Source organism: Streptomyces sp. NBC_01723, assembly GCF_036246005.1.
GTDB lineage: Bacteria > Actinomycetota > Actinomycetes > Streptomycetales > Streptomycetaceae > Streptomyces.
Genome location: NZ_CP109171.1, coordinates 8,506,668 through 8,525,466 on the forward strand (window position 1 = coordinate 8,506,668; position 18,799 = coordinate 8,525,466).

Genomic DNA, 18,799 nt, shown 5'->3' on the forward strand with positions numbered 1-18,799 from the left:
TTCACCTTTCTGTTGTGGGTTCTCGCGTCGTACGGACGGCGCCCGGCGTGTTCGGTGCCGCGAGCGTGAAGTCGTCCGTCATCCACCAGCGCTCGCCCCCAAGGCGGAGGCGATGCAGGAATCCGATCGGTCCGGCCATCCCCAGGTTGTAGCTGTGGTTCAGTTCGGTGTCGGATTCCGTCACGACGACCAGGCGGTCCTCACGCAGCGCGCAGAAGTGCCACAGCGCCGTGACGTGGTCCGCGGCCCAGTCCCGGTACCGCTCCTCTCCGGTGAGGGCCGCCATGTCCAGGAGGAACTCCCCGTTGCCGGCGAGCCCATGACAGTGCGTGTGGGCCAGCAGCCACCTCCGCTGGTGGGCGCTGACGGCGGCTCGGTGCGCGGCAGCGCGGAAACGGTCGTCGCCGGTCGCCCGCCACAGCCGAATCAGGAAGGTGCCGATGCCAGGAGCGCCGTTGCACCACCAGCACGAGATGCGGGCACGCTCGTCCCCGTCGCCCTCCGGACCGGTGACCGGCCACCGGATGCCGGCCCCGTCCTCGCGGGCCGCGTCGAGCAGGGACTCTCCACCGCGTACCGCGATGTCGAGCAGGTCGGGCCGGTCCAGCTCCCGCGCGGCGGCGAGGACGAAAGCGGCGATCCCGGCGAGCCCGTGTGCGAAACCGTGGTCACCGGCGTCGGTCGTGGTGCGCATGGCCTCCGGATCCAGCCACCTCCCGCCCTGCGCGGTGCGCGCGCCGAGCAGGGAGGTGACACATCGCTCCGCCCGGTCCCGGAACTCCTCGTCCCCGGTGCGGCGCCACAGGTGCAGTTGGGCGAGCCCGTTGCCGGCCAGCCCATGGGTGATGTCGGCCTCGTGCCACACGGTGGGCAGGCGCTTGGCGCGCCCGGCGCATCGCTGCCGGACCTCCTCGTCGCCGAGGGTGTCGGCGGCCTCGTACATGGCCCAGTACGTGCCCGCGCGACCGAAGTACAGGCCGGGGAGCTGCCGCGGCTCACGGTCGGCGCGCTGGTCCAGCCAGGTCAGGGCGGTGCGCAGGGCGCCGACCAGCCGCTGCCCGCCGTATCCGGTCAGCGCCCCGCGGCGGAGCACCTCCAGCGTGCCGCCGACACCCGCCTGGACGGCGAACGGGTCGAAGCGCTGTCCGCCGATCGCCGGAACCGGCCAGGGCGCGCGGTCGGAGGACGGGTCGAGGGCGGTGACGAGCTGGTCCCAGCCGTCGGTGAGCAGCCGGTCGGCGTCGAGGGGGACGCGACGCCGCGGCTTCCCGGCCGCCGTCGGCTGCGCGGGCGGTGCGTGCAGGACGTCCCGCACCTCGGCGGGTGCGGGGCGCTCCTCGGGGTTCTCCCGCATGAGCCGGGTGATCAGCGGGGCGAGGGCGGCGAGCGCCGGACTGTCCTCGGAAGCCGCCGTCACCAGATGCCGCACTCGCTCGTCGTGGGAGCGCGGTGCGACGGTGCGCGTGGTGCCGGGCCGGTCCTCGGGCAGGAGGGGAACGAAGCCGGTGCACAGGTGGAAGAGCGTCGCCCCGAGACCGTAGAGGTCCGCTGCCGCGGTGGCCGGGAAGGTCTTGTCCGAACCGAGGCACACCTCGGGCGCGGTGAAGCCCGGAGTACCGACACCGGTCACCGGCTCCTCGACCGCCGCCACGAACTCGGTGTCGATCAGCAGCGGGTCCCCGCCCGGGGTGACCATCACGTTGCTGGGGGCGAAGTCCCTGATCACCAGCCCCTTGTCGTGGACGGCCGCGACCAGTTCGACCAGGCGCCGGGCCGTGGGCAGCACCTGCTCGGGTGCCAGGCCCCGGCCGGGTTCGCCGAGCACCCGCTCCCGTGCCCACCGGTACAGGGTCGTACCGGGCACCTCCTCCTCGGCGAGGAAGAGGTGCCCCTGATGCTCGAAGAGGTCCACCGGCCGGACCGCGATGCCCAACGGCTCCAGCGCGGTCAGTGTCCGGTACTCGTTGCGGAGGTGGTCCCGCGCGTCGACGCCGTCAGCCCTCGCGTCGATGTGGGGACGCGCCTCCTTGACCACCGTCCGGCGGTCGCCGTCGTGCCGGTCCAGCGCGCGGTAGACACCACCCCTGTTGGAATGCCGGATGGCCTCCCGCACCAGGAAGCGGCCGCCCAGCAGAACGGGGGAGGGGACGCGGGCGATCGCCGGCGTCCCGCTGTCGTGCGCGTTCGCCCCGTCGGTCGCCAGGGCCGGCAGGGTGGCCCACGGCGGGGGCGAGAACCAGGGATTGCGGGTGTCGGGTGTCCAGCTGCCGTCGGGGGCCACGAGGACGGGGACGTAGAAGCCGTCGTCCTCCAGCCTGGGCGGCAGGCCGCCGAAGCCTCCGTAGCGGTAGTGCACGAGGCTGCCCGGCCGGTAGGCGCGATCGGAGAGAACGGCGGGCCCCTCCAGGCCCTCGGTCGCCTCGTGCAGGGCTTCCAGCAACCGGACGAACTGGGCGTCGTCGTCCGGATAGACGGTGACGAACTTGCCCCCGGCGCCACGGTCCGTGCGGGGAGAGAGCAGGCTCCGCAGGCGGCCGGGGTCGTGGGCGAACTTGAAGGCGGCCCGCTCCCGCAGAAGGATGCCGGCCGCAGCCGTCAGCACCCGTTCCGCGGAGCGCGGGGTGGCCGACAGATGGATCTTCCAGCCTTGCACACGGAGCCCGGCGCCGGGCGGGGTCACCACACACCACAGGTCACGGACGTATGTCCGCCAGCCCTCACCCGGCACGAACTCGTCAAGGAGACGGGAAAGGATGCCCCGATAGGCGTGGTCGTCACCGACCGGGCCGGAAAGGGGGGCCAGAGTCATTCGGCACCTCATCTCGACGGTCGCCTTCAGTCTGGGATCACCGGATATGTGCCGAGCATCCGCGTGATATCCGGTACACCTCACGGGGAGTTGCGTGGAGCACATCCGGCACGTCACCCGCCCGATGTTGTGTACATTCTGTAAGGGCGGGCGCAGTCGTCGCGGGAGAGACGGCCCCGGGTGTGCTGGACCCCGTACTCGGAGCCATGATCCCGTGTTTGACGGGACGGAAGGTGGAGGCAGGGTGGCGGCGCCACAGTCATGGGCCGGCGGCATGCCCGCGTCCGCGAGGACCTCCGCCGCGGAGGCCTGGCAGTGGCGGGAACCGTCGGTGCTTCTGATCGAAGACGACCCGGGCGACGCCCTGCTGGTCGAGGAACTCGTCGCCGACAGCGCGTTGAAGATGCGCCTGCGCTGGGCCCGGTCCATGGCCGAGGCCCGTGAGGTGCTGCTCGTGGAGGCGCCGGACTGCGTGCTCCTCGACCTCCACCTGCCGGACGCCCACGGGCTCGAGGCCGTGTCGATGGTCCACGCCCTGGCCGACCAGGTCGCCGTCGTGGTGCTCACCGGCCTGGCCGAGGACGAGACCGGCCTCGCCGCCCTCATGGCGGGCGCGCAGGACTACCTGGTGAAGGGCCGCGTAGAGCCGGAACTGTTCGGCAGGGCCGTGCGGTACGCGATCCAGCGCAAGGAGGCCGAGCAGGCCGCGGTGGCGCTGCAGGCCAGCCAGATGCACGCCCGGGAGAACGCACGGCTGGAGAGGGGCCTGCTGCCCCGCCCGCTGCTGCACGGCACCGGCGTGGACGTCGTGGCCCGCTACCGCCCCGGCCGCGCCCAGGCGCTGCTCGGCGGCGACTTCTACGACATCGTCCAGAGCCCCGACGGAACCGTGCACGCCGTCGTCGGTGACGTCTCCGGGCACGGCCCCGACGAGGCCGCCCTGGGCGTCGCGCTGCGCATAGCCTGGCGCACCCTGGTGCTCAGCGGTGTCACCGGCCCCGAGCAGATCGGCCGCCTGGAGGAGATCCTCGTGGCCGAACGTGCCCGCACCGAAGTGTTCGCCACGCTGACCAGCCTCATCCTTCCGCCGGGCGCACCCTGCGCGCGGATGGTGCGTGCCGGGCACCCGGGCCTGCTGCTGCGCACCGACGGCGACGTGCGGTGGGTCGAGGTCGCCGGGGGACCGGCCCTGGGCGTGGTGCCGGGCCTGGCCCACTGGCCCGTGCAGGAACTGCCCCTCCCGCCGGGAGCGGCACTGGTGCTCTTCACCGACGGACTCTTCGAGGGGTACGTCGGCCGGGGCAGGGAGCGGCTCGGTGAGGAAGGGCTGCTCCGGCTCGCGAAGGAGGCGGCCCGGCTGGCCCCGGAGCCGTTCGTCGACGGTCTGATCGACCGGGCCGAGGACCTCGCCGAGGAGCAGGGCGGCCTCGCCGACGACGTGGCCGTGCTGCACCTGCGCTGGAACGCGCGGCAGGAGAACGAGAACAAGGGTGGAGACGAAGGCAGTGGCTGACGAGACACGGCGGCCGCGGGGCGGCGGCCGGCTGACGGTCCAGGGCTGGTTTCAGCTCGTACTGGGCCTCATGGTCCTCATCGTGGTGGCGGGCGCCGTGGTCGGCGCCCAGGTGCAGGGGCGCACCACGGACCTCACCGACCAGCTCACCGACCGCGTCCAGCCCGCCCGCACCGAGGCATACCGGCTGCAAGCGGCCCTGGTCAATCAGGAGACGGGCGTACGCGGCTACGCCATCGCGGCCGACCGGCAGTTCCTCACCCCCTACGAGCAGGGCAGGAAGGACGAGGCCCGGGCCGCGGCCCGGCTGCGCACGCTCATCGGGGACCAGCCCGTGCTCCTGGCGGACCTGCAGAAGGTCCAGCGGCAGGCGGCCGAGTGGCGACGCGTCTACGCCACCCCCCTCGTGGACGGCGTCACGCCCGGTGAACCCAGGACCGTCGACCAGACGAGCGCCGGGCGGGGCAAGAAGGTCTTCGACGCGATGCGCGTCGGCTGGAACCAGCAGAACCGCGACCTCGCCGACGCCGTCGAGGACGGCAAGGCCGACCTGGCCGACGCCCGCACGCTGCGCAACCTGACCTTCGGCGTCATGGTGGCGGCCTTCCTGCTGGCCGGTGTGGCGCTGGCGATCGTGGTGCGCCTGCTGGTGGCGCGCCCCCTCCGGAAGCTGCGCGAGGCCTCACGGAAGGTGGCGGGCGGTGAGTTCGAGCACTCCATCCCCGCCGAAGGCCCGGCCGACCTCACGGCCGTGGCACGGGACGTCGAGGACATGCGGCAGCGGATCGTGGCCGAACTCGACGCGTCCCAACGGCAGCAGGGCGTCCTGAGCCGCCAGGCCGCCGACCTGGACGAACAGGCCGTCGAACTCCGCCGCTCGAACGCCGAGCTGGAGCAGTTCGCCTACGTCGCCTCCCACGACCTCCAGGAGCCCCTGCGCAAGGTCGCCTCCTTCTGCCAGCTCCTGGAGAAGCGGTACGGCGACAAACTCGACGACCGGGGCCTGCAGTACATCGACTTCGCCGTCGACGGCGCCAAGCGCATGCAGGTCCTGATCAACGACCTGCTCACCTTCTCCCGGGTGGGCCGGCTCCACGACGCCGCTGTGGAGTGCGGTCTCGACGAGTCCCTGTCCAAGGCCCTGATCAACCTCGACACGGTCATGACCGAGACCGGTGCGCAGGTCGAACGCCCCGAGGAACTGCCCCGGGTCGTCGGCGATCCGACCCTGCTGGTCATGCTCTGGCAGAACCTGCTCGGCAACGCAGTCAAGTTCCGCGACCCCGACCGCGCCCCACGGATCCGGATCACCTGCGACGAGGACCCCGACACCCCCGGGGTCCGGCGGTTCTGCGTCACCGACAACGGGATCGGCATCCCGGAGGAGTTCGCCGAGAAGGTGTTCGTCATCTTCCAGCGGCTGCACAGCCGCGACGCGTACGGTGGCACGGGCATCGGCCTGGCGCTGTGCAAGAAGATCGTCGAACACCACGGCGGGCGCATCTGGATCGACACCGCCCACACGGGCGGTACCCGCTTCTGCTTCACCCTGCCGACCGTCGGGAACGACACCGGCGACATCGACTCCCGCACCGAGGAAAAGGCCCTGGCATGACGACACCCGCCACCCCCATCGACGTCCTCCTCGTCGAGGACGACCCGGGCGACGAGCTGATGACGCGCGAGGCGTTCGAGGACAACAAGATCGGCAACACCCTGCACGTGGTCCGGGACGGCGAGGAAGCGCTCGACTTCCTCTACCGTCGCGCCGGCCACGCCGAGGCCCCTCGCCCGGACCTGATCCTGCTCGACCTCAACCTGCCCAAGTACGACGGCCGGCAGGTCCTGGAGCAGATCAAGTCCGATCCCGAGCTGAGCGACATCCCGGTCGTCGTCCTGACCACCTCGGCGGCCGAGGAGGACATCCTGCGCAGCTACAAGCTGCACGCCAACGCCTACGTCACCAAGCCGGTCGACCTGGACCAGTTCATCGCCGCGGTCCGCCAGATCGACGACTTCTTCGTCCAGGTGGTACGCCTGCCCCGACGCGGCCTCTGAGCGAGCGGGGCGGAGACGGCCTCCTTACGGACCCTCCGCGCCGAACAGGGCCTTCGCGAGCGGGTCCGCGCCCAGGAACGCCGTCAGTTCGGCGCGGTCGGGTGCGGTGGCCGGGCCCCGGCGGCCCACCGCGAAGGCCGCCGCCGCGTTGGCGCCGCGTGCGGCTGTCAGCGGGTCGTGGCCCTGTGCGAGCAGGGCCAGGAACGAACCGACGTGGGCGTCTCCCGCCCCGTTGCTGTCGACCGCCTCGACGGGGAATCCCGGCACGTGGATCGGCGCCTGGCCCGGCAGCGCCAGCCGGCAGCCGTCCTTGTCGGCCCGCACGAGCACGCCCGCCGTCGGGGCCAGGCGTTCCCGCAGGGATGCCACCGCGGCCCCCGGATCCTCATGTCCGGAGAGCAGGCGGGACTCTCGCGCGTTGAGGCTGAGCCAGTCCGTGCGGGCGAGGACGGGCGCGAGGACGGCCTCGGGAATGTCGGCCACCAGGGGCGCCGGGTCGAGGCAGAGCGTGATGCCCGCCGGGAGCCCGGACGCGAAGGCGGACAGCAGGGGGCCGTTGGCCGGCAGCACCAGACCGTAGCCGGAGAGCTGCACCAGGTCCCCGGGGCGCAGTCGCCCCGCGACCGTCTCGATGTCCGAGGGCCGCAGCGTGGCCTCGACACCGAAGCTGGTGACGAAGGTGCGTTCGCCGCCGCTGTCGATCAAGGCGACGGTGAAGCCGGTGTCGGCCTCCGTACGGGCGGGAAGCAGGGTGCCGATGTCCTCGGCGGCGAGCGCCTCGCGTACGAGATCGCCGTACGGACCGGTGCCGTGCAGCCCGGCGAAGACCGCCTCCGTGCCGAGCCGACGGGCCGCGACCAGGGTGTTGAATCCACCGCCGACGGTCGTCCCGCCGTGCGTGCCGATGACGTCCCCGCCGCGTTCCGGCAGCGCGGGCACCTCGATCACGAGGTCGGCGATCACATTCCCGGCGAGGACGAGACGGCCGGTCATCGTCCGGCCTCCTGGAGAGCGGAGGGCACGGTCGGGTTCCCGCTGCCCGCGGCGGAGCGGGTACCGCGGTCGAACAGCGCGTACACGGCGGCGCCGACCGCCATGGCGATCGCCCAGCCGAGCCCGTTCTGGCCCAGCCAGGTGTCGGAGAGCGGACCCGCGAACCAGACGTCCGCCTCACTGGTCGCGGCCTCGGTGAAGAGCAGGCCGGCCACGATGGCGGCGACCCAGCCCAGGACGGCGGGCAGCCGGAAGCCGCCCGAGTACCAGTAACGGCTGGTCGACGTGGTGTCCATCAGCGCCTCCGGATCGTAGGCGCGCCCGCGCAGCGAGTCGACCGCGATCACTCCGATCCAGGCCGAGATGGGAACGGCGAGCAGGGTCAGGAACGTCGAGAAGGGCCCGTAGAAGTCGTCGGCGATCAGCATGAAGTAGATGCCGCCGGCGAACATCAGCACCACGTCGAGGGCGACGGCGGCGGCCCGCGGTACCCGGAGCCCCAGGGTGATCATCGTCAGCCCGGCGGAGTAGGTGGAGAGGTGGTTCGACATCAGCAGCCCGCCGAAGGCCGCGACGAGATAGGGGATCGCCATCCAGGAGGGCAGCATCGCGTTGATCGCCGCCACCGGGTCGGAGGAGGTGGCGAGCGTGGGATCGCCCGCCGAGAGCAGTGAACCAAGGGAGATCAGCAGGACCAGGGGGATGCCCGCGCCGAAGGCCGAGGCCCCGATGAGCCGCCGGCCGGGGACGGACCGGGGGAGGTAACGGGCGTAGTCGGCACCGGCGTTGGCCCAGCCGATGCCGGTACCCGCGGCGATGAAGCCGATCCCCGCGATGACACCGCTGGCCGGACCCGCCGGGGTGCCGAGGACCTCGGACCAGTCGACGGTGGCGACCAGGAAGCCCATCACGACCAGGTTGAGCGCGCCGAAGACGACCGTGGCCCACTTGTTGATCCACATGATGGTGGCATGGCCGAGGCCGCTGATCAGCAGCGTGCAGCTGATGAAGACCAGCAGGCAGACCAGCGTCAGCACGGTGTTCCGGCCCACCCCGAAGGCGGTGTGCACCATGGCCAGCAGCGCGTACGCCGCGGTCGTGGTGGTGATGGTCTCCCAGCCGACCCGGCTGAGCCACGTGATGAGGGTCGGACCGGCGTTGCCCCGCTGTCCGAAGACCGCGCGGGAGAGGGTGAGCGCGGGCGCCCCGCCCTTCTTGCCGGCCAGACTCAGGGCTCCCACCAGTGCGAAGGAGCCGAAGGAACCGACAGCGGCGACGAGGGCCGCCTGCCAGATGTTCAGGCCGCGGAAGGCGACGAGAGTCGCGCCGAGAGGGAGCCCGAGAATGCTGATGTTGGCCGCGAACCAGGTCCAGAACATCTGACCGGCCTGGCCGTGCCGCTCGTGGTCGGGGACCGGCTCGATCCCACGGGTCTCAATGGCGCCGACGCGATCGTTCGTCTTCGAAGCGGTCATGACGGAACCTCCTTGCTGGTGCGGAGGGGCGGGGCGTGCGCGGCGGCTCAGCGGAGTGCGAGCAGCCGTGTGGTCAGGGGTTCGAGTTCCAGGGAGTTGACGGACCGCAGCGTGTCCACGGCCTCGGCGGGCAGCCCGGAGAGCCCGGCGACGGACCCGGCGACGGCACCGGCGATCGCGCCGATGGTGTCACTGTCACCGCCGAGGTTGGCGGCGAGCAGGGCGGCCCGCCAGGGATCTCCGTCGGCCACCGCCAGGACCGCGAACGCGGCGGGCACCGACTCCTGGCTCGCGACGCTGGTGCCGACGAGCGCGACGATCCGGTCCAGCGCCTCGGCCTCCGGGAGATCCCGTACGAGATCCCGTGCCCAGGTGATCCGGGCGGCGATGTCGGCCCCGGCGACCCAGTGGCCGCGCCGCGCACCGGCCCGGGCCGCGGCCACCGCGGCGGCAACGGCGTCGTCCAGCGAGCCGCCGCCGACACCCGTGCTGACGGCGGCGGCGACGGCGGCCGCGCCCGCGATGCCGAGCCCCGTGTCATGGGTGACCTGGCAGGACTCCACGACATGGTCCAGGAAGACGTCCAGCGGCTGGACGTCGAAGGCGATGCCGACCGGCGTGACCCGCATGGCCGCGCCGTTCGTCGTGCCGTTCCTGCCCGCCTCCCGCGCCGGAACACCGCCGGCCACCGCGTCCAGGGCGGCCTTGGTGGAGGGGCCGAGGAGGTCGAAGGAGCCCTTGGCCTTCATCTCCTTCTCCCAGTCGAGCAGGTCGTGGGCCAGGCGCAGGGGATCGATCCGGCCGCGTCCCTCGGCGATGAGACGGCCGACGATGACGGCCTGGTCGGTGTCGTCGGTGACGGAGCCCGCCGGCATGCCGGCGCTGACCGGGTTGTCGGGGAGCGCGGGCCGGAAGCCGGTGAGCCTGCCGTAGACCCGGACGACGTCCTCCCGGGACATCACCTGTGTGGGCATGCCGAGAGCGTCGCCGAGGGCGAGCCCGTAGTAGGCGCCGAGGGCGCGGTCGAGTCGGTCGGTCACGGTCGGCCTCCCTGGCCCGAGCGCACGTGCAGTTCGAATTTGGCGGGATCCAGCAGGCTGGTGACCTGCTCGACGACCGAGCCGTCGCCCGCTCGGTACACCTGGGTGAGCCGCAGGAAGGACTCGCCGGGCGAGCGGTGCAGCAGAGCGGCGTCCGGCGCGTCGAGCCCGCGCACCGACACCACACCCTCGCCGGAGACGGTGACCCGGCCCGCGGCGATCAGCGCCCGGCTCAGTGAGCCGTCGACGAGGCCGCGTTCGGGCAGCCCGGCCAGGTCTCCCGTGGCCGGGACCCTGCTGCGCTCCAGCGACACGCCCCGTCCGTCGGCGAGTCGTCTCACCCGGTCCAGCGCGATGAACGTACCGGAATCCGTTCCGAGTTCGGCGGCCAACTCGTGGTCGTCGACCTCCTCGAAACGCAGGGTCTCCGAGGTGAGTTCCGTGCCCTGCTCGGCGAGGGCCTTGGTCCAGCCGAGCCGGTTGTCGATCGGCGTCCCCTCGAAGGTGACGAAGGAGCCGATCCCGGCATGGGTGGCGATGAGCCCTTCCTCCCCGAGGGCTTGCAGCGCCTGCCGCAGAGTGGTGCGACTGACCCCGAAACGCTGGGTGAGCGCGTGCTCCCCGGGGAGCCTGCTGCCGTCGGAGTGGACTCCGGCCCTGATCTCGTCGGAGAGGACGCGGACGATGCGATGGTGTTTGTGTACCTGTCCAGGCATGTCCAAACAGTAAATGAACAAGTCTGGTCAGGTCCATAGCCGACCGAGGATTTCCCGAACGGCGCGATCACGCGGAATCGGGCGTGCTAGATTCCCCACTTGAACATGGTTCCCATTATCGAAAGAAAGCGTAGGTAGGCCACGTGCCTCCGCCCTCGACATCCATACCGACGGCGCGCGCCGACGCGTTCACCGCGGACGAGGCGCCCTCGCCCGCACCCGCCGCGGGAGGCGGCGGCCGACTCGCCTCCCGCACGGGACTGCTGCTGGCCTGCGGCGCGTTGACCGCCCTCCTGCTCGCTTCGGTCGTCGTGGCCATCGGCCTGGGACCCGCGGTCATCACGCCCGGGGAGACCGCCCGCCACCTGTGGGCGGCGCTCAGCGGCGGCGGCATCGGCCAGGACGAGGTGACGACGTACCAGATCATCTGGCAGATCCGTACCCCACGCGTGCTGCTGGCGGCCCTGGTCGGGGCCGGGCTCAGCGCGGTCGGCGTGGCGATCCAGGCCATGGTGCGCAACGCGTTGGCCGACCCCTTCGTCCTCGGCGTCTCGTCGGGCGCCTCCGTCGGCGCCGTCGCCGTAACGGTCACGGGCGGGCTCGCGGCCCTCGGCATCTACGCCGTCTCCGCCGGAGCCTTCGTCGGCGCGCTCGCCGCCTCGCTGCTGGTGTACGCCGCGTCCGCCAGCCGGGGCGCGCTCTCCCCCCTGCGACTCGTCCTGACCGGCGTGGCCATGTCGCTCGGTTTCCAGGCCGTGATGAGCCTGATCGTCTACTTCGCGCCGGACAGTGAGGCGACCAGCATGGTCCTGTACTGGACCATGGGCAGCTTCGGCGCCGCGACCTGGGGCTCGCTGCCCGTCGTGGCGGTGGTGGTCACGACCGGGCTCCTGGTCCTCCACCGGTACGGGCGGGTGATGGACGTCCTCGCCCTCGGCGACGAGACCGCGGCGAGCCTGGGCGTCGGCCCCGACCGGCACCGCAAGGGGCTGCTGGTACTCGTCTCCCTCGTCACCGGCGTCATGGTCGCCGTCAGCGGTGCCATCGCCTTCATCGGACTCGTCATGCCGCACGTGGTGCGCATGCTCGTCGGCGCCACCCACGCCCGCGTCCTCGCCGTGGCACCGCTGGCCGGAGCGATCTTCATGGTGTGGGTCGACCTGGCGGCCCGGACCGTGGTGGCCCCCCGGGAGCTGCCGCTCGGCGTCATCACCGCACTCGTGGGCGTGCCGGTCTTCATCGCCCTGATGCGCCGCAAGGGCTATACGTTCGGGGGGCGTTGACATGGATCTGAGGCTCGACGGACTCTCCGTCGTGACCGACGGCAAGAGCCTCGTGCGCGGCCTGTCCCTGGACGTGCCGGACGGGCAGGTCGTGGGTCTGGTCGGCCCGAACGGCAGTGGCAAGTCCACCGCGCTGCGGTGCGTGTACCGTGCCCTGCGTCCCAGCTCCGGAACCATCTGGGTGGGCGAGCGGGACCTGGCGCGGCTGCCGCTCCGCCAGAGCGCGCGGACCATCGCGGCGATGACCCAGGACGGCGCCGTCGACTTCGACTTCACGGTCGAGGAGGTGGTCGCACTCGGTCGCGCGCCCCATCTCCAGGGGAACCAGGCGCTCAGTGGCCGGGAGCGCGAACTGTGCGAGCGCGCGATGCACCAGCTCGACATCGGTCACCTCGCACGGCGGGGAGTCCTGACCCTGTCGGGCGGCGAGCGCCAGCGCGTCCTGCTGGCCCGCGCCCTCGTCCAGGAACCGAGCATCCTCATCCTGGACGAACCGACCAACCACCTCGACGTCCGCCACCAGGTCGAGCTGCTCTCGCTGCTGCGCGGGTCCGGCCTCACCGTCCTCGTAGTCCTGCACGACCTCAACCTGGCCGCGGCGGCCTGCGACCGCCTCGGCGTGCTGTCGCGGGGCCGCCTCGTCGCCTCGGGCACGCCCGCGGACGTCCTCACGACCGAACTGGTCGGCGACGTCTTCGGCGTGACGGCCAGCATCGTCCCGCACCCGCTCACGGGCGGTCCCCAACTCCTCTACTCGCTCGGCTCATCCCGGTGAAAGGCGCCACACGACATGCGTAGAAGTCCCTTCCCCGTCCCGACCCGGCAGCGTGCGGCTCTCGGATCCGCCCTGGTGGCGGCGCTCGTGCTCAGCGGCTGCGGCGCCGAGGTCGAACCGGACGCCAAGACGTCCGCCGAGGTCACCGTCAAGCGCTGCGGTGAGCCGGTGCGGTACAAGGTCCCCGAGCGGGCCGTCGCCTACGAAGCCGGCAGCGCGGACAAGCTGTTCGCCCTCGGCCTGACCGATCACGTGCACGGCTACGTCATGCCGCCGGCCAACCCGCCGGTGAGCGAGTCCCCGTATGCGTCCGAGTACGCCAAGGTGAAGATGCTCAGCGACGACCTGCTCAACAAGGAGGTCGTCGTCGAGGCCAAGTCGGACTTCGTCGTCGCGGGCTGGAACTCCGGATTCAAGGACGAGCGGGGCATCACGCCGGCCATCCTGGACAAGCTCGGCATACAGAGCTTCATGCACACCGAGAGCTGCTTCAACTATCCCGGGTATCCGGAGAAGGTCACCCCCTTCGAGGCCCTCTACACCGACCTCGAACGGCTGGGCAGGATCTTCCGGAAAGAGGAGAAGGCCAAGACGGTGGTCGACGGCCTCAAGGAGCGCGTCGAGGCCGTCGAGGCCAAGGCTCCGGCGGATGACCCGGTCCCCGTCTTCCTCTACGACTCCGGAACCGACCAGCCGTTCACCGCGGGCAATCAGGTCCCGCCCAACGACATCATCAAGTCGGCGGGCGGCAGGAACGTCTTCGACGGACTCGACGAGCGCTGGACCCAGGTCAACTGGGAGTCGGTCGCCGAATCGGAGCCGGAGGTCGTCGTCATCCTCGACTACGGCGACCTGCCCGCGAAAAAGAAGATCGACTTCCTGAAGAAGTCTCCCCACACCAAGGGGCTCCCCGCCGTGCGGAAGAACAACTTCTTCGTCCTCGACTACAACGAGGGCATCAGCGGACCCCGCAACATCGACGGTCTGGAGAAGTTCGGCGCGTACCTGCGGCGGCTCGCGGACTGACCGGGCGATGCCGTACGGCACCGGCGAGGTGCCGTACGGCAGTCGCGCGTCGGTCAGTCGCGCACCAGCACGGGCAGCCGCGCCGGAGCCTCGGACGGCGAGGCGGCCGCGTTGCCGAAGTTGCCCTCGACCTCGGACTTCTCCGCCGCGTTCGGGTACGGGTTCGTGCAGGCGACGCCCGCCGTGGAGCCCGACATCAGGCTGGAGCACGGCCCGGGTTTGCGGTCCGGCAGACCCAGGATGTGGCCGAGTTCGTGGGACGAGATGCGCACCGTGTTGTAGCCCTGGTCCACCGCCTGGCGTCCGATGTAGACCGTGCCGTTGCCCAGTGAGGTGGTGTAGGCACGCGGCCAGCCGTTGTCGGCCAGGATGCGGATGTTGGCCCGCTGCCCGGACGCGGCCGGGCGCATCTCCACGCCCTCGACACTCTCGTTCCATATCGCCGCGCCCCGGTCGACGGCCGACCGGAACTCCGCGGAACCGCTCGCGTCGTAGGTGAGCACCGTGGCCGCGGCCAGGGGCCGCGCGCCGCTCGGGGCGTCGGCGGCCACGGCCTGGCCGCTCAGCAGGGGCATGGACATCAGCAGGGCTGCGGCGATACCGCCGGTCAGCGTACGGACGTGCATGTTCGACCTCCTTGTGGGGGTAGGAGTCGTGCTCATGACATCATCAGCGTCCCTGCCCGCTCGACCCGGCGGTCAATCCGCTATTCCGCCCGGTGTCGAACAACCGCGCTGATAGCGTGGCGCCCTGAGCGAGGGGGAGCGGGCGGCACGTGACTTCGACTGAGTTCCTGATCGGCGGGGATCTGCGAGTACGGCGGCTCGGCTTCGGGGCCATGCACCTGCCGACGGACCCGGACCCGGCCCGCAGGACCTCGCTCGCGGTCACCCGGCGGGCGGTCGAGCTGGGCGTCACCCTGATCGACACCGCGTACCTGTACGGCGGCGGAGCCAACGAGGAACTCCTGGCCGAGGCCCTCCACCCCTATCCCGATGACCTGCTGATCACCACCAAGGTCGGCGTCGCCCGGTCGGGCCCCGATGGCGAGTGGCGGCTCGACGGCCGGCCGGCAGTTCTGCGCGACCAGGTCGAGCAGGCTCTGCGCCGACTGCGCGTCGAGCGGATCGAGTTGCTCCAGCTCCACCGGATCGACCCGGAGACCCCGCTCGCCGACCAGGTCGGCACGCTCCGGGAGCTGCGGGACGAGGGGAAGATCGGCCGGATCGGACTGTCCGAGGTCACGGTGGGCGAACTCGACCAGGCACGCCGGATCGTCGGCATCGCGAGCGTGCAGAACCGCTACAACCTGCTCGATCGCGAGCACGAGCCGGTGCTGGCGGCCTGCGAGGCGGCGGGGACCGCGTTCCTGCCCTGGCGCCCCGTCGCCTGGGGAGAGTCGGGACAGCGGGCCGAGGTCGCCGCCGTGGCCGCCGAAGTCGGAGCCACCCCCACACAGCTCGCCCTGGCTTGGCTCCTCGGCCACTCGCCGGTCGTCCTCCCGATCCCGGGCACCGCCCGGATCGACCACCTGGAGGAGAACCTCGCCGCCGAGAACCTCCACCTGTCCCAGGCCCATCGCGATCGCCTCGACCGCCTCGCAGACGCTCGGAGCCGGGGAACGGATCAGTAGCGCCACCGGTGTGGAAGCCGAGTGACGGAAGTGGCGCGCATTGGTCTAGGCCTAGGCGCTCCGGGCTCGTATGGTCGGCGGTGGCCGGCGGCACGACCTTCCCCCCCACCCGAGTTGCGAGCCGGCTCGGACGACGCCCCACGACCGCGACCCCGAGCAACGGGTGAACTCCCCCCACTCACCGCCTCCGGGAGGCCATGGTGAAAGTTCCCACCAGATTGTCGGCGATCATCGGCACGCTCGGTCTCGTCGGATACCTGGCTCTGGCCACGGCGTACGCCGACGAGCCCGCCATCGGCACGAGCGCCCCGCAGGTCGCGCTGACGGAGGTGGCCCGGGCCACGAACCCGACCGCAGGTGCCGCGGGACCCGGCGACACGGTCTGGATCGCCGAACGCGCGGGAACGGTCCGGGTCCTGAACGACGCCGGACTCGGCGAACCCGTCCTCGACATCTCCGACGAGACCACCACCGACGGCGAACGCGGCCTGCTCGGCGTGACCTTCGACGACGACTTCGCGCACTTCTACATCTCCTACACCGACCTCCAGGGCACGAGCACCATCGACGAGTTCGCCGTCCAGGGCGGGTCGATCCAGGAGGACACCCGGCGCACCGTCCTGACCCAGGAGCAGCCCGAGTCGAACCACAACGGCGGCGACATCACGTTCGGTCCCGACGGCTACCTCTACATCGCGTTCGGTGACGGCGGAGGCGGCGGCGACCCCGACGGCAACGGGCAGAAGCTCGACACCCTGCTCGGCAAGCTGCTCCGGATCGACCCGCGGGGCGGCACCCCGTACGCCGTCCCGAAGGACAACCCGTTCGTCGGCGACTCCAACGCCAGGAGCGAGATCTGGTCGTACGGACTGCGCAACCCCTGGCGGTTCTCCTTCGACGCCGGCTCCGGCGACCTGCTGATCGCCGATGTCGGCCAGAGCGCCTGGGAGGAGATCGACTGGGCGCCCGCGGACAGCAAGGGCGGCGAGAACTACGGCTGGGCGCAGATGGAGGGCACCCACCCCTTCCGCGGCGGCACCGAGCCCGCGAACCACGTCCCGCCGATCCACGAGTACGACCGCAACGGCCTCGGCTGCTCGGTCACCGGCGGCTACGTCTACCGCGGCCAGGCCATCACGGACCTCGAGGGCCAGTACGTCTACAGCGACTACTGCGACGGCACCCTGCGCTCCCTGGAGATCGAGAACGGCAAGGTGACCGCCGAGCACGACCTCGGTGTGAACGGCGGAGAGGTCGTCTCCTTCGCCCAGGACACCGACGGCGAGCTGTACGCCCTGGCCATCGGCGGCACGGTCTGGCGAGTCGACCCGGCGTGACATGAGGGAATGACGGAGCGCCGGAAGGGCCGCACTTCGCAAGGGTAGGGTAGGCGAGTGACCCTCGTCGTGCGGCCCGACCGCGTCGTCCGACGCCCCCGTTGAGTGGGCGCGCCTGTGACCGGTGCGCGGGAGCGCGCGGTGCTTCCAACGGGTCCCCGCGTGTGGTGGGGGGCGATCGCGGCCCTCGCCGGGCTGGTGGTCGTCGCGCTCGGGATTCTCTATGGCGGTGCCGGCGGGCCCGGGGTGGTGGACGCGCGGGTCGGGGCGGCGGTGGACGGTGCGGGGGCGTCGTGGCGGCACGTCGCCCTGGCCACGGACTTCCTGGGGGAGCCCGGGGGAGCGGCGATGCTGGTGGTGGCCGCGGGGGCGGCCGCCCTGCTGCTTCGGTGGCCTCGTGCGGCGGTGCTCGTCGTGGCCGGTCCCGGCCTGACCGTGGTGGCGACGAAGTTTCTCAAGCCCTTGGTGGGACGCACCATCCACGACGGTCACCTCTCCTACCCGAGCGGGCACACCGCTTTCCTCACCGCGTTCGCCCTCGCGGTGGCGCTGCTCGTGACCGGCCGGCTCCGGCTCGGCGGCGCGGCCGGCCCGTCGCTCGTGCTTGCCACGGCGACGGTGGCGGGCGCCGCGATGGGCTGGGCGCAGGTCGCCCTGGGCGCGCACTACCCGACGGACGCGCTCGGCGGCTGGTGCACCGCGCTGGCGGTGACACCGGCCACCGCGTGGATGGTCGACCGGACGGCCGACAGGCTGGCCGGCCGGATGTCCGACGCCCCTCGGCCGGAGCGCCGCTGACGCCACGTCACACCGAACGCCGGAACACCGGCTTCACCGGTCGTCCCCCCATCCACGGTGTGGGATCACCCGCGTCCAGCGCCTTCCGGTACACCGCACACGCCTGCGCCACCACGTCGACGGTGTGATCGATGTCGGCGTCACTGAGCGCGTCGCTCACCACCAACGACGGGGCCAGCACACCGCCCGCGAGGAGCCGGCGCAGGAACAGGGTGCGGTACCGCTGCGACGGCCGACGGTTCTCGTCGAGGGTGGCGAAGACCAGGTTGCTGGCCCGGCCCCGGACGACGACGTGGTCGGACACGCCCATGCCGGCCGCGGCGTCGCGGACACCGGCGGCGAGCCGCTCGCCGAGCGCGTGCAGCCGGGCGGTGACGTCCTCCTCGACGTAGGTGGTCTGCACGGCCATCGCGGCCGCCAGCGAGTGCGTTTCGGCCCCGTGCGTGGTGGACAGCAGGAACACCCGGTCGCCGGAGTGACGCAGCCCGCCCCACTCCATCAGATCGCGGCGCCCGGCCAGCGCGGAGACGGCGCATCCGTTGCCCAGCGCCTTGCCGAAGGTGGAGAGGTCGGGGACGACGCCGTACAGGCTCTGGGCGCCCGCCTCGGACCAGCGGAAGCCGGTGATCATCTCGTCGAAGACCAGCACGCAGCCGTGCCGGTCGGCCAGTTCGCGCAGACCGGCGAGGTACCCGGGCGGCGGCTCGGTGTGGGTGGCCGGTTCGAGGATCAGGCAGGCGACCTCGTCCCGGTACCGGGTGAGCAGTTCCTCGGTCGCGGCCAGGTCGCCGTACGGGAACGCCACGGTGAGGTCGGTGGTCGCCGCCGGAACACCGGCGGACATGGGCGTGGTGCCGATGAACCAGTCGTCGACGGAGTAGAAGGGATGGTCGCCGCAGATGGCGACTCGTGCGCGCCCGGTGACGGCGCGGGCGAGACGTACCGCGGCGGTGGTGACGTCGGAGCCGTTCTTCGCGAACTTCACCATCTCCGCGGTCGGCACGGTGGCCAGGAAGCGTTCCGCGGCCTCGACCTCCACGACGGACGGCCGGACGAAGTTGCTGCCGCGGTCGAGTTCGCGCCGTACCGCCTCGACCACCCGCGGGTGCGCGTGCCCGAGGCTCACCGACCGCAGGCCGGAGCCGTATTCGACGTAGCGGTTGCCGTCGACGTCCCACACGTGGGCACCGCGGCCGTGGCTGATGACCGGGGCCAGGTCGTCGGGGTACTGGTCGTCGCCCTTGGCGTAGGTGTGCGCGCCCCCGGGAATCATGGCGTGCAGCCGCTCGTTGGCCTGCCGCGACCGGGGCAGGAGGAAACCTCCGGACTCTTGGGTGTCCACG

16 protein-coding genes are annotated in these 18,799 nt (G+C 71.7%); 9 read left to right on the forward strand and 7 right to left on the reverse strand.

Going from position 1 to position 18,799, the window contains the following annotated elements; genetic code table 11:
• Window position 1: 1 nt before the first annotated feature.
• Window positions 2-2,809, reverse strand: coding sequence for a class IV lanthionine synthetase LanL (gene lanL, locus OIE75_RS39540; RefSeq protein WP_329473817.1), 2,808 nt, complete (start codon window positions 2,807-2,809; stop codon window positions 2-4).
• 274 nt (window positions 2,810-3,083) lie between these two features.
• Here lanL and OIE75_RS39545 point away from each other — a divergent pair, with 274 nt between their 5' ends.
• The 3 genes from OIE75_RS39545 (at window position 3,084) to OIE75_RS39555 (ending at window position 6,380) form a co-directional block, all read left to right on the forward strand.
• On the forward strand, window positions 3,084-4,322 hold the full coding sequence (locus tag OIE75_RS39545) for a PP2C family protein-serine/threonine phosphatase (RefSeq protein ID WP_329474161.1): 1,239 nt from the start codon (window positions 3,084-3,086) through the stop codon (window positions 4,320-4,322).
• 70 nt (window positions 4,323-4,392) lie between these two features.
• Window positions 4,393-5,937 carry a sensor histidine kinase gene (locus tag OIE75_RS39550; protein ID WP_329474162.1) on the forward strand — a complete coding sequence of 515 codons (1,545 nt, stop codon included), beginning with the start codon at window positions 4,393-4,395 and terminating at the stop codon, window positions 5,935-5,937.
• Window positions 5,934-6,380, forward strand: coding sequence for a response regulator (locus OIE75_RS39555; protein ID WP_122619402.1), 447 nt, complete (start codon window positions 5,934-5,936; stop codon window positions 6,378-6,380). Before OIE75_RS39550 ends, OIE75_RS39555 begins: the two co-directional genes overlap by 4 nt.
• Window positions 6,381-6,404: 24 nt before the next feature.
• Here the strand turns inward: OIE75_RS39555 and OIE75_RS39560 are convergent, their stop codons facing one another.
• Genes OIE75_RS39560 through OIE75_RS39575 form a run of 4 tightly spaced genes read right to left on the reverse strand, consistent with a single transcriptional unit; the run spans window position 6,405 to window position 10,604 of the window.
• Window positions 6,405-7,373, reverse strand: coding sequence for a PfkB family carbohydrate kinase (locus OIE75_RS39560; protein WP_329473818.1), 969 nt, complete (start codon window positions 7,371-7,373; stop codon window positions 6,405-6,407).
• A complete protein-coding gene (locus OIE75_RS39565; RefSeq protein ID WP_329473819.1) occupies window positions 7,370-8,848 on the reverse strand; it encodes a purine-cytosine permease family protein in 1,479 nt (492 codons plus the stop codon). Before OIE75_RS39565 ends, OIE75_RS39560 begins: the two co-directional genes overlap by 4 nt.
• 47 nt (window positions 8,849-8,895) lie before the next feature.
• On the reverse strand, window positions 8,896-9,888 hold the full coding sequence (locus OIE75_RS39570; RefSeq protein WP_307017252.1) for an ADP-ribosylglycohydrolase family protein: 993 nt from the start codon (window positions 9,886-9,888) through the stop codon (window positions 8,896-8,898).
• Window positions 9,885-10,604: a GntR family transcriptional regulator gene (locus OIE75_RS39575; protein WP_329473820.1), complete on the reverse strand. Its 720-nt coding sequence runs from the start codon at window positions 10,602-10,604 to the stop codon at window positions 9,885-9,887. Before OIE75_RS39575 ends, OIE75_RS39570 begins: the two co-directional genes overlap by 4 nt.
• Before the next feature lie 263 nt (window positions 10,605-10,867).
• Here OIE75_RS39575 and OIE75_RS39580 point away from each other — a divergent pair, with 263 nt between their 5' ends.
• The 3 genes from OIE75_RS39580 to OIE75_RS39590 are packed head-to-tail and all read left to right on the forward strand — an operon-like array spanning window position 10,868 to window position 13,688.
• Complete coding sequence (locus OIE75_RS39580) at window positions 10,868-11,887, forward strand: FecCD family ABC transporter permease (protein WP_307018307.1); 1,020 nt, start codon at window positions 10,868-10,870, stop codon at window positions 11,885-11,887.
• 1 nt (window position 11,888) lies between these two features.
• On the forward strand, window positions 11,889-12,662 hold the full coding sequence (locus OIE75_RS39585; protein ID WP_329473821.1) for an ABC transporter ATP-binding protein: 774 nt from the start codon (window positions 11,889-11,891) through the stop codon (window positions 12,660-12,662).
• Window positions 12,663-12,677: 15 nt separating this feature from the next.
• Window positions 12,678-13,688, forward strand: coding sequence for an ABC transporter substrate-binding protein (locus OIE75_RS39590; protein ID WP_329473822.1), 1,011 nt, complete (start codon window positions 12,678-12,680; stop codon window positions 13,686-13,688).
• A gap of 53 nt (window positions 13,689-13,741) precedes the next feature.
• Here the strand turns inward: OIE75_RS39590 and OIE75_RS39595 are convergent, their stop codons facing one another.
• Window positions 13,742-14,314, reverse strand: coding sequence for a snapalysin family zinc-dependent metalloprotease (locus OIE75_RS39595; protein ID WP_329473823.1), 573 nt, complete (start codon window positions 14,312-14,314; stop codon window positions 13,742-13,744).
• 149 nt (window positions 14,315-14,463) lie between these two features.
• Between OIE75_RS39595 and OIE75_RS39600 the strand changes: the two genes are divergently transcribed.
• The 3 genes from OIE75_RS39600 (at window position 14,464) to OIE75_RS39610 (ending at window position 17,456) form a co-directional block, all read left to right on the forward strand.
• A complete protein-coding gene (locus tag OIE75_RS39600; RefSeq protein ID WP_329473824.1) occupies window positions 14,464-15,321 on the forward strand; it encodes an aldo/keto reductase in 858 nt (285 codons plus the stop codon).
• Between the two features lie 200 nt (window positions 15,322-15,521).
• Window positions 15,522-16,658: a PQQ-dependent sugar dehydrogenase gene (locus tag OIE75_RS39605; RefSeq protein WP_329474163.1), complete on the forward strand. Its 1,137-nt coding sequence runs from the start codon at window positions 15,522-15,524 to the stop codon at window positions 16,656-16,658.
• A 117-nt stretch (window positions 16,659-16,775) separates the two neighbouring features.
• The gene (locus OIE75_RS39610; protein ID WP_443078433.1) at window positions 16,776-17,456 is read left to right on the forward strand and encodes a phosphatase PAP2 family protein; all 681 of its coding nucleotides are present in this window, start codon (window positions 16,776-16,778) and stop codon (window positions 17,454-17,456) included.
• 7 nt (window positions 17,457-17,463) lie between these two features.
• Here the strand turns inward: OIE75_RS39610 and OIE75_RS39615 are convergent, their stop codons facing one another.
• Window positions 17,464-18,798 (reverse strand): glutamate-1-semialdehyde 2,1-aminomutase, encoded by a 1,335-nt coding sequence (locus OIE75_RS39615; RefSeq protein ID WP_329473827.1) that lies wholly within the window; start codon window positions 18,796-18,798, stop codon window positions 17,464-17,466.
• Window position 18,799 lies beyond the last annotated feature (1 nt).